Origin of the sequence: Blastococcus sp. CT_GayMR19, from assembly GCF_004570385.1 — a bacterium.
Taxonomy (GTDB): domain Bacteria; phylum Actinomycetota; class Actinomycetes; order Mycobacteriales; family Geodermatophilaceae; genus Blastococcus_B.
Window position 1 is genome coordinate 1 of record NZ_SPQL01000017.1, and the last position, 15,086, is coordinate 15,086.

At 72.1% G+C, this 15,086-nt stretch carries 12 protein-coding genes; 6 read left to right on the top strand and 6 right to left on the bottom strand.

Annotated features, from left to right (window positions below):
• Positions 1-89: 89 nt before the first annotated feature.
• Both E4P39_RS18815 and E4P39_RS18820 read right to left on the bottom strand, forming a co-directional pair.
• A complete protein-coding gene (locus E4P39_RS18815) occupies positions 90-854 on the bottom strand; it encodes a type II CAAX endopeptidase family protein (RefSeq protein WP_135138124.1) in 765 nt (254 codons plus the stop codon).
• Positions 855-1,179: 325 nt separating this feature from the next.
• Complete coding sequence (locus tag E4P39_RS18820) at positions 1,180-2,166, bottom strand: universal stress protein (RefSeq protein ID WP_135138125.1); 987 nt, start codon at positions 2,164-2,166, stop codon at positions 1,180-1,182.
• Positions 2,167-2,382: 216 nt separating this feature from the next.
• On the opposite strand from E4P39_RS18820, the gene E4P39_RS18825 reads away from it, so the two are divergent.
• Positions 2,383-3,399 (top strand): NAD(P)H nitroreductase, encoded by a 1,017-nt coding sequence (locus E4P39_RS18825; protein WP_135138126.1) that lies wholly within the window; start codon positions 2,383-2,385, stop codon positions 3,397-3,399.
• 229 nt (positions 3,400-3,628) lie between these two features.
• Here the strand turns inward: E4P39_RS18825 and E4P39_RS18830 are convergent, their stop codons facing one another.
• Both E4P39_RS18830 and E4P39_RS18835 read right to left on the bottom strand, forming a co-directional pair.
• On the bottom strand, positions 3,629-6,154 hold the full coding sequence (locus E4P39_RS18830; RefSeq protein WP_135138127.1) for a cation-transporting P-type ATPase: 2,526 nt from the start codon (positions 6,152-6,154) through the stop codon (positions 3,629-3,631).
• Positions 6,155-6,190: 36 nt separating this feature from the next.
• On the bottom strand, positions 6,191-6,403 hold the full coding sequence (locus E4P39_RS18835; protein WP_135138128.1) for a hypothetical protein: 213 nt from the start codon (positions 6,401-6,403) through the stop codon (positions 6,191-6,193).
• Positions 6,404-6,671: 268 nt separating this feature from the next.
• On the opposite strand from E4P39_RS18835, the gene E4P39_RS18840 reads away from it, so the two are divergent.
• A complete protein-coding gene (locus E4P39_RS18840; protein ID WP_135138129.1) occupies positions 6,672-9,092 on the top strand; it encodes a phosphoketolase family protein in 2,421 nt (806 codons plus the stop codon).
• 92 nt (positions 9,093-9,184) lie between these two features.
• Positions 9,185-10,192, top strand: a complete 1,008-nt coding sequence (locus tag E4P39_RS18845) for a hypothetical protein (protein ID WP_167761973.1) — start codon at positions 9,185-9,187, stop codon at positions 10,190-10,192.
• A 10-nt stretch (positions 10,193-10,202) separates the two neighbouring features.
• On the opposite strand, the gene E4P39_RS18850 is transcribed toward E4P39_RS18845, so the two are convergent.
• Positions 10,203-11,141, bottom strand: a complete 939-nt coding sequence (locus E4P39_RS18850; protein WP_135138131.1) for a universal stress protein — start codon at positions 11,139-11,141, stop codon at positions 10,203-10,205.
• Complete coding sequence (locus E4P39_RS18855) at positions 11,138-12,718, bottom strand: DUF4389 domain-containing protein (RefSeq protein ID WP_135138132.1); 1,581 nt, start codon at positions 12,716-12,718, stop codon at positions 11,138-11,140. Before E4P39_RS18855 ends, E4P39_RS18850 begins: the two co-directional genes overlap by 4 nt.
• A gap of 473 nt (positions 12,719-13,191) precedes the next feature.
• Between E4P39_RS18855 and E4P39_RS18860 the strand changes: the two genes are divergently transcribed.
• The 3 genes from E4P39_RS18860 to E4P39_RS18870 all read left to right on the top strand — a co-directional run bounded on the left by E4P39_RS18860 (position 13,192) and on the right by E4P39_RS18870 (position 14,626).
• Entirely contained in the window at positions 13,192-13,638 is a 447-nt protein-coding gene (locus E4P39_RS18860; protein ID WP_135138133.1) for a pyridoxamine 5'-phosphate oxidase family protein, read from the top strand.
• A gap of 425 nt (positions 13,639-14,063) precedes the next feature.
• A complete protein-coding gene (locus tag E4P39_RS18865; RefSeq protein ID WP_135138134.1) occupies positions 14,064-14,300 on the top strand; it encodes a type II toxin-antitoxin system VapB family antitoxin in 237 nt (78 codons plus the stop codon).
• Complete coding sequence (locus E4P39_RS18870; RefSeq protein ID WP_135138135.1) at positions 14,297-14,626, top strand: type II toxin-antitoxin system PemK/MazF family toxin; 330 nt, start codon at positions 14,297-14,299, stop codon at positions 14,624-14,626. The genes E4P39_RS18865 and E4P39_RS18870 overlap by 4 nt, the downstream gene beginning before the upstream one ends.
• Positions 14,627-15,086 lie beyond the last annotated feature (460 nt).

Here is a 15,086-nt window from a genome sequence, read left to right on the forward strand (position 1 = left end):
AGGGCGCCGTCACTCAGGGCTGGAAACCGGCGATGGCCGCGCTGCTCATCGCCTTCCCAGACCGCATCGAGCCCTACCTCCAATGAAGATCAACTGCGGGTCTTACACAGAGAAGTTGACAGGCTCCCGACGACCGCCGTGTAGGCCCTGCTCCGGGCCATCAGGATCAGCTGGTCCTGAGCCGGGGTGAAGCTGGCGTGCAGCAGGATGCACAGGGCCAGGCTGTGCGTCCGGTTCCACAGCACCGTGTAGAAGAACGCCAGCACCATCGGGATGACGAAGCCCGCCGGACCGTAGAGCGGAACGTGCCAGATCCCCCAGGCCAGACCGAGCAAAAGGGTGGCCAGCACCGGGGAATACCGCCGCTGCAGCAGCGGCAGTCCGAAGCCCCGCCACCCCGGCTCCTCCAGCGCACCACCGAGCAACAGCACGAACACGAAGGTGCCGGCGTACGCGGGGAGACGGTCCAGCACCAGCGACCAGTCCACCGGCGACCCGGACATCTGCAGCGCCAGGCTCACCACGCCGTACAGCACCGCCGGGAGGCCCAGGGCGTAGGCCCACCACCAGGGGCTCACCCGCCACTTCACGGCGGGCCATAACCAGGCGCGCAGGGAGCCCCCCGTCACCCGCGTCACGATGCCGGCGGCGATGATCGGGCCGAGCCCTCCTATGAGGAACGGAATCCTGCCGCCGCCCACCCCGGCCAGCAGCCAGCACGACCAGGAGAACGCATACGCCAGACCGACGAAGGCCAGGAAGGGATGGCGCCCCACCCAGGCGCGGACGGCTGCCGGCCGCGACCTGTTTCGCGGAGCCGCGCCGACCGTGGGCGCGAGATCGGCGGGCGTCACCAAAGCCGTCCACCGGAGGACGCCTCATCGGTACCCAGCGCGACGGGCAGATAGGGATACCGGCCATGATGGTCGCGCGCCGGGCCGTGCGTGCGTGGGTGTACCAGCAACCGGTAGGAGCAGACCCCGCCGGGCGTCTGCAGTGCCACGACGGTGGGTGGCCCGCTGCCGGGCTCGACCGGCCACCGTTGCCCGTGCCCGGGCCCGCAGTACGCCTGTGACTGAGCGGGCGCGGGGCTCCCCCATGATGGGTCCGGGGTGAGTACCGCCCAGGTCGGATTGCGAGCCAGCAGTGCCGGCGCCCTCCTCCGCGTGTGGACCCGTCTCACCTCGACGCCGCCGAGGCGACCAGCGTCGACCGGGACGCCGACTGCCGGGCAGCGGGGCGGACCACGAGCACCGGGCAGGGGGCGTGCACCACGCAGTGCAGCGCGACGGAGCCGAACACCAGGCCACGGAACTCTCCGTGGCCCCGGCTGGCGACGACGAGGAGGTCGGCGCCGGCCGCCTGTTCGACCAGTACCGGGCCGGCTTGCCCGCGCAGGGCGAGGCGCTGAACGGTCGGTGGTTCGTCGGTCGTGGCCAGGAGGAGTTCGCCGAGCGTCACCTCCATCCGCCGGCGTGCGTCATCCCGCAGCTGTTGCTGGGAGGGGCCAGAGACAACGGGGTACTGGTCACTCCACAGATCGGTCACGTCCACGGCGCGCACCACGGTCACCGAGCCACCGGGCCCGGCCTGGGTCAGCGCCGCGGTCAGCGCCGTGGCCGAGCGCTCGGAACCGTCGATGCCCACGACCACCTGGGAGCCGGCTCGGGGTTCGGCCCATCGGCCGGGCAGCGGGACGACGACGACCGGACACTCCGCCGCGCTGACACTGTGCAGGGCGACCGAGCCCAGCAGTGCGCTCCGGAGTGCGCTGCGGCCTCGGGACCCGACGACCAGCAGATCGGCGTCCGCAGAGTGTCGGACCAGCTGGGCGGCTGCCGGCCCGGGCTCGATGTGCAGGCTCACCGGGACGTCGCCGACCGCGGGATCGCTGTCCCGGACTGCGTCGACGGCTGCCCGGGCGCGGGCCCAGGTGTCGTCGTGCACGGCGTCCAATGCGCCCAAGTCGATGATCTCTGCGTCACTCCAGTACCGGCTCGTGGGGTAGGCGGCGACCACGGCGACCTCGGCGCCCCGGACGAGCGCCCAGTGCATCGCCCAGCGGAGCGCGGTCAGGGACCCGGCCGAGCCATCCACCCCCACCAGGACCAGCGGTGCCGCACCGGAGTGGATCGGGTCGGCACTCGCCCGCGGCTGTGCGTCCATGGGATCTCCTCAGCAGGCACCGACCACCCGGCCGGTCGCCGCATCCAGCATCCCGTCGACCGCTCCCGGCCGGGCGGGTCCGATGACCTACTGCACTCCGCCATTGGTCCCGAGACGAGCCGGCGGGACCTAGGTCGGCGGTCCGGATGACCCTCGACCCGCCAGCCGCACCGTCGCCCGGCCGCAAGCTGGGCTCCCCACGCCAGAGGAGCACCGATGTCCCAAGAGTCCAGCCCGTCGACCGCCGTCGCCGTGGCCCGGCCGCTGCAGGACAGCGCCGCGGACGCACTGAGCGCCGCCGTGGACCGCGCCATGCTTGCCCCGTCGCTACACAACAGCCAGCCCTGGCGGTTCACCGTCCACGCCGACGGTCTGGACGTGCTTGCCGACCGGACCCGGCACCTGACGAGCATCGACCCCTTGGGCCGCGAACTCGTGCAGAGCGTCGGTGCCGCGCTGTTCAACGCCCGGGTGACACTCGCCGCGCACGGCTGGGCCGTCGACGTCCAGCGATGTCCGTCCCCGGACGACCCTGACCTGTTGGCCGTCCTGCACCTGATCGACGGCCCACCGGATCCTGGCCTGGCCGTGCTTGACCGCCTGGTCCCCCGACGACGGACCAACCGGCGCACCTTCGACGCGACCGTCCCGACGGCTGCCGAGCTGCGGTCCTTCACCGCGGCCGCCGTCGCCGAAGGTTCCGTTCTGGTCCCGGTGCTGACCGGCGAGCAGCACCGGCTGGTCGCCCGCCTCACCCAGGAGGCCGACGCGCAGCAGCGGGCCGACCCGGCGTACCTCGCTGAGCTGGCCCGGTGGACCAGCCGGGCGCCAGCGGCCGGCGACGGCATCGTCGCCGCCGCAGTCCCGCACGTGGACGGCTCCGCTACCGACGACGTCCCGATGCGCGACTTCGACACTCGCGGAGACGGGGCACTCCCCCCGTCGAGCGGAATGGGTACGGAGCGCACCATGCTGGTGCTCGGTACCCGAAGCGACGGCGTCGAGGCCTGGCTGCGGTCGGGCGAGGCGCTGCAGCACGTCTTGCTGACGATCACTCAGGCGGGCTGGGCGGCCAGCCCGTTCACCCAGTGCCTGGAGATTCCGACAACCCGGACGAGGCTGCGAGCCGGGCTCACCTGGGACACCTGGCCGCAGAGCGTGCTGCGGATCGGCCACGCCGGCCCCACCGGCGCCACCCCTCGGCGACAGCGGGCCGACGTGGTCTCGGGCTAGCTCATCCGCACCGGACCCGGCCGCCGACCAGCCGAGGCTGCCCGACCATGCCTGTTGCCGCGGCGAAACCGGCCAACGGTGCCGGGCCCGCTCGGCATCCGAGGTTGGACGGCCCCGACGGTCGGCCGTCGTCTCAGCCCCCTGGCGAGAGCGTCGTGCGTCGAGATCGAGTTCGTGTCGTCTGCCGCTTGGCGGACAGTGCCGAAACGGCCGCATTCCGGGACGATGGTCACTCCGCGTCACGCCGGGGGCTGACTGCCCGGATCAGCAGGATCAGACCCGCGGGGAAAAACGCCGGCCCCACCGCGACCGCGGTCTCGGCCAGGCTGATCCGCTCCGTGCTCAGCAGGTCCGACAACCCGGGTAGCAGCACCGTGGCCGCGAGCAACACCACGTTCGCCGCCACGGCGATGGGCAGCCAGGGCACCCCCGCACTCCGCCCCGTGGTCCACGCGCCAGCCGGGCGGAGCGCGAGGGCCAGCGCCAGTTGCCCCATGGCGAGGGTGATGAACAGCTGGGTCTGCCAGGGCCCGTCAACCGCGGCGGACGACACCGCCACCGCGAGGCAGACCGCGGCGAGGACGAGCCCGTTGCGCACGAGCTGGACGACCAGCGCCCGGTCGAGCACCCCCGTGGCCGGGTTCCTGGGCGGTCGGCGCAGCACGTCTGGCGCCGCCGGCTCACCGCCCATCGCGACCCCGACGGGGCCGTGGGTGAGCAGGTTGATCCAGAGGATCTGCGCCGGTAGCAGCGGCAGCGCGAGCCCCAGGAACGGGCCGGTCAGCATGACCAGCACCTCGCTGAGGCCGCCGGCCAGGCCGTAGCCGACGAAGCGCCGGACGTTGTCGAAGACCCGCCGTCCCTCGGCGACAGCCGCCGTCACCGTGTCGAGGCTGTCGCGGACGAGGACGAGGTCGGCGGCCTCCTTCGCCACCTCGGTCCCCCGCTGCCCCATCGCCACGCCGATGTCGGCAGCGCGCAACGCCGGGGCGTCGTTCACACCGTCCCCGGTCATGGCGACCACGTGGCCGGCGTCCTGCCAGCGACTGACCAGGTCCAGCTTGCCCGCGGGCTCGACGCGCCCGAAGACACGGTCCGCAGCGGGGTGGTCGGTGTCGACGATGCCCACCTGGCCAGCCACCGCGATGGCGGTGCCTACGTGATCCCCACTGACCAGCACGACGTCGATCCCGGCCCGGTGGAGTGCCGTGACCGCTGCGGTGGCCTCCGGGCGCACCGGGTCGGCGAAGGTGACCAGGCCCAGCAGAGTCCCGTCCGCGGTGACCGCAAGCACGCGCCCGCCGACTGCCGCCCAGGCATCAGAGACCTGCTGTGCGGCGGCCGAGCCGACCAGACCTGGGAGCAGCACTTCGGGCGCGCCCTTGGCCAGCACGGTGGCGCTCCCGTCCGGACACCGGTGCACCGAGGACATCCGCCGAGTGACGGCGTCGAAGGGCTCCACGGACACCCGCGGCGAGTCGCGACGCAACCGCGCGACGTCCACCCCGCCGGCCAGGGCGGCCCGGACCAGGGCGGTCTCGGTGTCGGCGGTGCCCTCGGCTCCGTCCGGGCCTGCGCCGGAGGCGTCGGCGTCATTGCACAGCGCCGCGGCCGAGAGCACCGCGCGGGTGGCCGCCGGGAACGGACCGTCACCGAGCGGGAGATCCCCGTCAGTCGGCGTCCAGACCCGGTCGGCGCGCATCGCACCCTCGGTCAGCGTCCCGGTCTTGTCGGTGGCCAGCAGGGTCACCGAGCCCAGCGTCTCCATCGCCGGCAATGAACGGACGACCGCGCCGTGGCGGCCCATCCGACTTGCTCCGGCTGACAGCGCCAGCGTCACCACGGCGGGCAGCGACTCTGGCACGGCGGCCACGGCCAGGGCCACGGCGGCCACCAGGGTCGTCTCCCACGGCTGGCCGCGGAGCAGTCCCGAGGCGATGAAGAGCAGGCAGGCCACAGCGACACCGAGGGAGATCTGTCGGCCGAGAACAGTGAGCCGGCGCTGCAACGGCGTCAGTGGAGACCGGTGTCCGGTGACCAGCAGGGCCACCTGCCCGATGGCGGTGTGCGTTCCGGTCGCGACGACGACGGAGGTGCCGGACCCGGCGAGCACCGTGCTCCCGGCGTGCACCATGCCCGTCCGGTCGGCCATCGTGGCCGGCCCGGCTGAGATCACCGTCGCGTCCCGTGAGCTGGGCTGCGACTCGCCGGTCAGCAGCGCCTCGTCGACCTCGAGCTGGACCGAGGTCATCAGTCGGGCATCCGCCCCGACGACGTCCCCAGCGGCGAGTTGCAGCACATCACCGCGCACCAGTTCGCGGGTGGGGATCCAGCTGTCGGCTCCGTCCCTGGTCACGCGCGCGGTCGGTGCGACCAGCGCGTCGAGGGCTCGGACCTCGCTGAGCGCCCGGCGTTCTTGAACGACGCCGACCACGGTGTTGATCGTGACCACCAGCAGGATGACCGCCGTGTCCACGGTGTCTCCGGTGAGTGCGGTGAGCACGGCGGCAGCGAGCAGAACCAGGACCAACGTGTCGCGCAACTGAGCCACCACCGAGCGCCAGAGCGGGGCGGGCGCGTGCATCGGCACCTCGTTCGGCCCGTCCCGTTCCAGCCGGACGGCCGCCGTGCCGGGGTCGAGGCCTCTCGCCGGGTCGACTCCTTGCTCACCGGCCACCTCCGCCGACGACAGCGCCCACGCCGGACGTTCATCGAGGGGGGTTGCAACCGGCAGCCCTGAGTTGGTCAGCGCCATGCTGGCTCGCCCGCCGGAGCCTGCTGACCCTGCATCTCAGTGGAGGTCGGGCGCCGCGACGAACCCGCCATGCGATGGCGCGACGAAAGCGCAGCCGTCGACGTGGTGGTGCGGCTCCTGGCAGACCCGGCCGGTGTTCAGGTGCGTCATGCCACAGTGGCCGGCGGCAGCGGCCGACTCCTCGATGCTCGAGTTGTGCAGGTCGATTCGATGGTCGGCGTCGGCCGGTCGCGGTGATGAGATGGTCACGAGGTCCTCGGATCAAGTCGGGAGAGGCGAACCGGGTCGACGAAGGCGTGCGACAGCGGCCGGATGAGTGCGGAACTCCGCTCGGCCGACACTCCTGCCGGGCGGGACGCAGCAGCAGGGCCGTCGGTCCCGGTTCCGTTGCCGGAGGTCCCTGCTCCTGGGCTGTCGCGTCACCGGGGCCCGGTCGACCGGCCGAAAAGGTCGACCGCCCCGTCAGAGAGGACCTTCGCCCCCGTCAGCGAGCGCCGTCGGGGGACACAGTCGGGGCATGACCCTGGTCGCCACCGCACAGACGCCGACCGCCGACCCGTATCCCGTGGAGGAACTGGAGCTGGACCTGCGCTGGTGGGCCGCGGCCAACTATCTGACGGTCGGGCAGATCTACCTCAAGGACGACGCCCTGCTCGACCGGCCGCTGACCCACGCCGACGTCAAGCCCAGGCTGCTCGGCCACTGGGGCACCAGCCCCGGCCTGTCCGCGCTCTACGTCCAGCTCAACCGGCTGATCCGGCGGACCGGTACACCGTGCCTCTACGTCGCCGGCCCCGGCCACGGCGGGCCCGCGTTGGTCGCCAACACCTGGCTGGAGGGCAGCTACAGCGAGCTGTTCTCAGCGATCCGGCCCGACGCGGCCGGCATCCGCGCCCTCTTCCGGCAGTTCTCCACCCCCGGCGGCATCCCCAGCCACGTCAGCGTGCCGACGCCGGGCAGCATCCACGAGGGCGGGGAGCTGGGGTACGCCCTGGTGCACGCCGCCGGCGCGGCTTTCGACCACCCCGATCTGCTGGTCGCCTGCGTGGTCGGTGACGGCGAGGCCGAGACCGGGCCACTGTCCGGCTCGTGGAAGATCCCCGCCTACCTCGACGCCCGCCGGGACGGCGCCGTCCTCCCGGTGCTGCACCTCAACGGCTACAAGATCAGCAGCGCCACGGTGTGGGGCCGGTCGTCCGACGCCGAGGTGTGCGGCTACCTGGCAAGCCAGGGCTGGGCTCCGGTCGTCGTCTCCGGGGACGACCCGCGGCTGGTGTTCACCGACCTGGAAGCCGCGCTACGAGGCGCGCACGAGCGGATCGCGGAAATCCAGACGGCTGCCCGCGCCGGTGCCGTGGACGTACGCCCCGGGTGGCCGGCGATCGTGCTGCGCACCCCGAAGGGCTGGACCGGACCCGCTGTCGTCGACGGGATCCAGGTGGAGGGCACCTTCCGGTCGCACCAGGTGCCGCTTTCCGGGGTGCAGACCGACGACGCCCACCTGGCCCAGCTGGAGCAGTGGCTGCGCTCCTACTCCCCCGAGCTCCAGTTCCCCACCGAGGGCCGGCTGGCGCCCGAGCTGGCCGCACTCGCCCCGGCCGGCGACCTGCGAATGGGCTCCACGCCCTACGCCAACGGCGGGAGGCTCCGCCGGCCACTGGACCTGCCCGCCCTCGCCGACTACTCCGTCGACGTCCCGGCACCCGGGACCACGTCAGCCGAGACGACGCACCCCCTCGGCGAGCTGCTCGCCGAGGTCTACCGGCGGACGACGACGCCCGAGGGCGGCGGCACCTTCCGGCTGTTCTGTCCCGACGAGACTGCCAGCAACCGGCTGCAGTCGGTCTTCGAAGTCACCGATCGGTGCCTGCAGGCCGAGGTGCTGCCCACCGACGACCACCTCTCCCCCCACGGCCGGGTGATGGAGGTGCTGTCCGAGCACCTGTGCGAAGGCTGGCTGGAGGGCTACCTGCTGTCCGGACGGCACGGGCTGTTCGCCACCTACGAGGCCTTCGCCATGGTCAGCGCATCCATGGTGATCCAGCACGTCAAGTGGCTGCAGCACGCCGCGGACGTGCCCTGGCGGACGCCGGTCTCCTCGCTGACGATCCTGCTGACCAGCACCTGCTGGCGCAACGACCACAACGGCTTCAGCCACCAGGGCCCAGGGTTGATCGACACCGTCATCCCGCTGTCGCCCGCCGTCGTCCGGGTCTGGCTGCCGCCGGACGCCAACTGCCTGCTGTCCGTCGCCGCGCACTGCCTGCGCAGCGTCGACCACGTCAACCTGCTGGTCGCCGACAAGCAACAGCACCTGCAGTACCTGACCCTCGAGCAGGCCGAGGCCCACTGCGCGGCCGGCGCCTCGGTGTGGCACTGGGCCGGCACCGAGTCCGCCGGCGACGACCCGCCCGACGTGGTGCTTGCCGCCGCCGGTGACGTGCCCACCCTGGAGGTGCTGGCAGCAGCCGAGCTGCTGCGCCGATGGGTGCCCTGGCTGCGAGTCCGGATGGTCAACGTGGTGGACCTGATGGCGCTGATGCCACCGGACATCCACCCGCACGGGTTCAGCACCGAGTACTTCCGCGAGCTGTTCACCGACGACGCCGACGTCGTCTTCGCCTTCCACGGCTACCCGCGCGCGGTGCACCAACTCCTGCACGGGCGCCCGGACACCGACCGCTTCCACGTGCGCGGCTTCGACGAGCAAGGCACCACGACCACCCCGTTCGACATGGTGGTGCTGAACCGGATGAGCCGGTACCACCTGGTGCTCGACGCGCTCCGGCACGCCCGGCGCACCCCGGAGCGGGGCGAGGAGCTGGCCGCCTACTGCCGGGAGATGCTCGACCGGCACGAGGTCTACATCCGGGAGCACTTCGAGGACCTGCCCGAGGTCCGCAACTGGTCCTGGTCCGGATCAGCGCTGCCGGGATGAGGGGTGCCGTCGTTCTGTCGATCAACCCGGGGTCACGCTCGCTCAAGGCGGCAGCCCACGACGGATCAGGCGATCGGCTGTGGGCTCATCAGGTGCCCCGGCCGACGACGGACCCCGACAGCGGGGTCACCGAGATCGCCCAGCGGATGGCCTCGGCCGGGCTGGCCGTCTCCGCAGTGGCGCACCGCGTGGTGCACGGCGGACCCGTGCACCACGCGCCCGAGCAGATCGACGACGAACTGGTCGCCGACCTGCAGAACCTCGTGGACTTCGCCCCGCTCCACCTGCCCGGTGACCTGGACTCGATCGAGGCGGCCCGATCCAGGTGGCCGGACGTCCCACACGTGGCGTGCTTCGACACCGCGTTCCACGCCACACTGGGACCCGCCGCCCATCGGCTGCCGGTGCCAGACGCCGTCACGGCGATGGGGGTGCGCCGGTACGGCTTCCACGGCCTGTCGGTGCAGCACGTCGTCGACACCGTGCCCGGGCTCGGGCGGGCCGCCGTGGCCCACCTCGGTGGCGGCTGCAGCGTCACCGCCGTGGCCGGCGGTCGCTCGGTGCAGACGTCGATGAGCTTCTCCCCCACCGGCGGGCTGCCCTCGGTCAGCCGCAGCGGCGACCTCGACCCGGAAGTTCTCCTGTTCCTGTTCGACCGCGGCTGGACCACCGCGGAGCTCCGCAGCCTGGTCGACCGGTCCTCGGGGTTGGCCGGAATGAGCGGCGGGCTGACCGACGTGGCCGACCTGACCGATCGGGCCGCCGCCGGCGATCCGGACTGCCGGCTGGCCCTGGAGGTGTTCACCACCGCGGTCGCCACGACCGTGGCCGGCTATACCGCGGTGTTAGGCGGACTGGACACGCTCGTCTTCACCGGCGGGATCGGCGAGCACTCCGCCGCCGTCCGCGACGCGGTCACCGACCGGTTGCGTCACCTCGGCGTCGCGCTCGACCCGACCGCGCCGGTGCCCGGGGACATCAGCCGGCCCGGCGCTCCGGTACGCACCGTGGTGGTGACCGCCGACGAAGAGCGGGTGATGGATCGGTCGGCCCGGAAGCTGCTCGCCCCTGCGCGCGAGGACACGCCCCGACCACGGTGATAGGGGCGCCTCAGCCGGAGGCGGCAACGAGGGGTGTCCCTGCTTTGCGCCGTCCGGCACTCTCCGGGTGGACGACCATCACCGGGCACTGGGCGTGCACCACGCAGTGCAGCGCCACGGATCCCAGCAGCATGCCGGGCAGCGCGCTTCGACTGCGGCTGCCGACGACGAGGAGTGCCGCACCCGCGCTCCGCTCGGCAAGCACGGCACCCGCCGGACCCTCCACGGCCAGCACGGACACCCGACTCCCGGCGGGCACCCGGGCCACCTGGGCCTGGGCTCGGGCCAGCGCCCGCTCCCGGACGTCAGCGAGCGGGACGACCACGTCGAACTCGCTCCAGGAGACCGGCGGCTGTACCGCGATCACCGCGTCGACCTCCGCGTCCAGTTCGTCGGCGAGGTCGACCGCGCGCATGAGCGCGGCCTGGGCGGCAGTGGAGTCGTCGAGTCCGACGACCACCCGGGGCGAGGAGGCCCGCGCGCCGGGGAGCGGCGACGGCGTGTCCAAGCTGGGGTGGACCACGACGACGGGACAAGCCGCGGAGGTCGCGCAGTGCAGGGCGACCGAGCCGAGCAGCGTGCTCCGAACCCCGCCGCGTCCACGACTGCCGACCACCAGCAGGCCGGCACCCTCGCTCAACTGGACGAGGTGCTCGGCCGGCGCACCCGCCACCACCGTCACGTGCACCTGCACCTCGGGGTCGCCGGCTGCGGCGCGAACCTCCGCAACCAGCGCCGTCAGCCGCGCCGCTGTAGCCGAGCGGAGCGCGTCCACTCGGCTCGCGTCCAGCAGCACAGCGTCGGCCCAGTAGTCGTCGACGGGAAACGCCGACATCGCCCGCAGCGGTGCGCCCCGTCGCGCGGCTGCGGCCCACGCCCACTCCAGGGCCGCCCGGGCGCCCGGTGAGCCGTCGACCCCGATGACCACCGGACTCCGGTCGGCGTTCATCGGGTACCGCCGGGGCTGCCGATGAGCATCGGACCGTCGTCGGCAGGCGTCGGGGGCGTCCACGTCGTCGTCGGCGGCGTGCCGGCCGCGTGGGCCCGGCGAAGCGTCAGTGCGACGATAAGGCCACCAACAGCCAGCATCAGGGCACCGCCGCCGAGCAGCCCCCAGGCCGCCCGCGCCAGACCCGGCACGGTGGCACCGACCGCCAGAGAGGCGTCCACCCCGGCCGAGCCGTCGGCCCGCATGACCACGACCGTCCAGTCGCCGGTAGTCGGCGTCCACTGCAGCGTCTGGGTCCCGCTTCCGATGGCCTGGGCGACCCAGAAGTCCTGCTCGGTCGGCGGCAGGGCGGGTGGGCCGCCAGCCACGTCGGTCATCATTCCGGGGTCCATCCCGCCGCCCGAGCCCATGCTCCAGCCCGCGGAGCCGTTCCCGGGACCGACGGTGCCCAGCCGGCGCTGCCCCACCCCCGCCAGGTAGTCGCTGACCGCGCTGGAGGGTGCGACCCCTGCGAACAACTCGACGTCAGGGCCGGCGGACGTCATCTCCAGCCGGGCCTCGCCGATCAGGTTGTCGACGATCCAGTCGGCGCCTGCGGCATCCAGGCTCACGTCATCAGCGACCAAGGCGTAGCGAGCGGTCGACACCGACTCGTCGTCGCTGGTGAGCCACCCCTCCTCCCGTTGGGTCTGGTCCGCCCAGAGAAGCCCGCCGCCAGCGGCGAGCAGACCGGTGGAGGTCATGAGTACGAGCGCACCCAGCACGAGTGCGACGACCCGGCCGGCGGTCCACCGGTGTCCCGCGGGTGCACTGCGCCGCGCATCGGGGGAGTTGGCCTCGGACGACACGGCTGCTGCCGAGCCGCCAGGCGAGCCGGGCAGGGGGCTCAACGGGACGGACCCGGGGTCGGCGCCGCCCATGTCCAACCGGAAGGGCGGATAGCTGTCGGTCATCAGACCGGCGTAGGCCGCGACACGGAGGACCCAGCGGTCCATGCCGAGAACGAAGTCGTACAGCGACCGAGGGTATCGGCCGCGGACCAACAGGACGATCCCGGCGATGAGCACGAGGAGGCCGATCAGGCCGCCAGCGGCCCAGCCGTCGTTCCCGGCGCCGTCAGCGTCGGACCGGGCAGTGAGCCACAAGCCACCGCCGGCGAAGACCCCGATCACCAGGTAGTGCGGCAGCGCGAGCAGCCACCACTTGACGAGCACCAGGCCGCGGGAGAGCCGCTCCGGGTAGGGCACGTCGAGATGCGCCGGATAGTCGGGCACGTCAGCAAGGGTGAACGGCGGATACCGGTCGGTGCCCAGCGCCCCGTAGCCGTAGTAGTGGACGCGCCAGCTCCAGCGCAGCACGCCGACGTTGAAGTCGAACAGTGCGCGCGGATAGCGCCCGGAGACGAGGATCGCGACGAAGGCGATGACGCTGACGACGACGAAGGCCAGCCACAGGAAGACCAGGACGATGAAGTGCGGGATCAGCAGCAGCCACTTGACGAGCCAGAGCCCACGGGACAGCCCGGGGTCCAGGACGGCGTCCACCCGAACGGGGTAGGGAGTGCGTTGCTCGGTCATGCCAGCCCTCTTCCGCCGCGCGCCAACCGCCGCAGGAGCGACGGCCTCCGGCGAGGCCTCACCAACGTCGCACCGCACGCACCCGGATGACCACGGACCTTGGTCGCTCACGGGGGGACCGACGTCCCGACCCGGGCAGCCCTGACCCACGCCCGGATGGCATCGCACCAGCGTGCGGGCACTGCGGTGGCCAGCATGAAAGGCGGTCTTGCTCAGACCGGTAGGTCGCTGGGCCACGGGGCAGTCCCCGCCCGGCTCCGTGCCCGGCCTCCGCAGGGAAGGAGGTCCCTGTGCGCGGCGTCCGGCGACCCTGGGGAACGACCCATCCCGTCCCTAGGCTGAACACGATCCGTCGCCGAGATGAACGGGCGGGCCTGGACGCTGCTCCATCCGGCCGATTCGCTCGCCGCAGACATCGACATAGGGAGAGGACCTGCCGGCATGGACCGCTGCGACGTCGCTGGGCGGGGTCGATGACCACGGCTCAGAGCCAGCGCCTGCTCGTCGTACTCGACGAAGATGAGTGCAGGCGACTGCTCGCGACGGCCTCCGTCGGACGGGTCGCCTTCACCGAGGGAGCGATGCCCGCGATTCAGCCGGCGTCCTTCGCAGTCAGCGGGAACGACGTACTCATCCCCACCGGTCTGGGCAGCAAGATGGCCGCCGGCAGCCGGGGTGCCGTCTTGGCCTTCGAGGTCGACGACTACGACCTGACCGAGCGGACCGGGTGGAACGTCACCGTCATCGGACCGTCCCGGCTGATCAGAGACCCCAGCCATGTCACGGCCCTGAACGAACTCGGGGTCCTGCCATGGGCACCGGCTACGGCGCACTGCTACATCGCCCTGCACATGGCCGTAGTGCGCGGCCGCCGGATCTCCTCACCCCCGAGGCCGCCGCCCCGGAACGGCCAGGGCTGAATCTCGGCACCGGTTCCGACTCGACCGCGACGGATGCTCCCGGTTGACACAGGCAGGACGGCGGCGGCCTTGGCTCGCGCGCCAATGCCAACCCTCAAGATCGGGAAGGACACACGCGTCTTGCCGGCAGCGGGTCCAGGGACGCACCGCGCTCGGCACCTGAGGCGCCATTCGCGTCTCCCAGACCGACGCCAGCTATCGAGCCACCACCAAGTCGGACGACTACGACCGAAAGACGCGTCCCATCGAGCCGTGTGCGGAGGCTCGATTCCCATGCGCCGACGGAATCGGGGGTGGTGCGGTCGTGGTGGGCGAATTGGTCCTGGGCCGGTGGAACCAGGGCGAGCTCGCCTTGAGCATCCCGCGTGGCGCTGGGTGCGGACGTCGACGGGTACCAGAGACGACTGTCGTGGCATGATTGTGGCATGAGTAGAACACGGCTCAGCACTACCGTCGACGCCGAGCTCCTCCAGGCCGCTCGACGGGTGCGATCCGGCGACACCGACGCCGCCATGATCGATGAGGCGCTGCGCGCGCTGATGGCGCGCCACCGTTCAGCCGAAATCGAGGCGAGCTACACCGCCTACGACGAACACCCGCTCGACGAACCGGACGAATGGGGAGACTTGGCCTCGTTCCGCGAAGCCGCCGGACGGTCGTGACTCCGCTGGCCGCGCGCGGTGAGGTCTGGTGGTGCGAGATGGCCGAGATCGGGCGCCGCCCGGTCGTCGTCCTCTCCCGCGACGCAGTCATCCCCCGACACCGGCGCGCCCTCGTCGCACCGTGCACCACCACGATCCGGGGCCTGGTCAGCGAAGTCGTCCTCGAGCCCGGCGAGGATCCGGTACCCCGCCGCTGCGTGGTCAACATGGACTCGGTCGAGAGCGTCTCCGTCACGGTCCTCGTCGAGCGACTCGGACGGTTGGCCGACACCCGCATGCGGCAGATCTGCGCAGCCCTCGCAGTCGCGGTCGACTACGCGGACTGACGCTGCCTCGGTGGAAGAACCCACCGGAACGTCGCACGACATGGCACATGCCGTCGGCCACCGTCCCGTAGGACCGGCCCGGTGAGCCTTCCGGCCGGGCAGGACAACCTCTGTTCACCCCCGTTCCGTAAGCCCTCTGAGCAGCGCCTTGAACAGTGGCGGCGTGTGCGGTCACGGCGAACAAGGTCGATTGCAACCACAACCGCCACCACGCCGACGACCTCCTCGCCAGGGTTCCCATTCACCGACCTCTTTTCCCCCAGTCGTATGAAGAGCTTCGTGGGCGTCCATCGGAGTGCATCCTTGCAGCTCAGGCGCCATACGAAACTGCTGCGGACTCCGTCGAACTCCCCCGAACGGGGAACAATGGTCGTCAGAAATGGTGGTCAAGAGCAGCGGGGCGGTCCGGCCCAAACTCGCCGCCTCCATGGCCCCGACCAGCGCTGTTGGGCCCGAGGTC

What these genes read in the sequence shown, in the direction of transcription:
- E4P39_RS18820 (WP_135138125.1), bottom strand. Translation starts at nt 2,166, where the DNA reads ATGGACGCACAGCCGCGGGCGAGTGCCGACCCGATCCACTCCGGTGCG.
- E4P39_RS18825 (WP_135138126.1), top strand. Translation starts at nt 2,383, where the DNA reads ATGTCCCAAGAGTCCAGCCCGTCGACCGCCGTCGCCGTGGCCCGGCCG.
- E4P39_RS18830 (WP_135138127.1), bottom strand. Translation starts at nt 6,154, where the DNA reads ATGGCGCTGACCAACTCAGGGCTGCCGGTTGCAACCCCCCTCGATGAA.
- E4P39_RS18840 (WP_135138129.1), top strand. Translation starts at nt 6,672, where the DNA reads ATGACCCTGGTCGCCACCGCACAGACGCCGACCGCCGACCCGTATCCC.
- E4P39_RS18850 (WP_135138131.1), bottom strand. Translation starts at nt 11,141, where the DNA reads ATGAACGCCGACCGGAGTCCGGTGGTCATCGGGGTCGACGGCTCACCG.
- E4P39_RS18855 (WP_135138132.1), bottom strand. Translation starts at nt 12,718, where the DNA reads ATGACCGAGCAACGCACTCCCTACCCCGTTCGGGTGGACGCCGTCCTG.
- E4P39_RS18860 (WP_135138133.1), top strand. Translation starts at nt 13,192, where the DNA reads ATGACCACGGCTCAGAGCCAGCGCCTGCTCGTCGTACTCGACGAAGAT.
- E4P39_RS18865 (WP_135138134.1), top strand. Translation starts at nt 14,064, where the DNA reads ATGAGTAGAACACGGCTCAGCACTACCGTCGACGCCGAGCTCCTCCAG.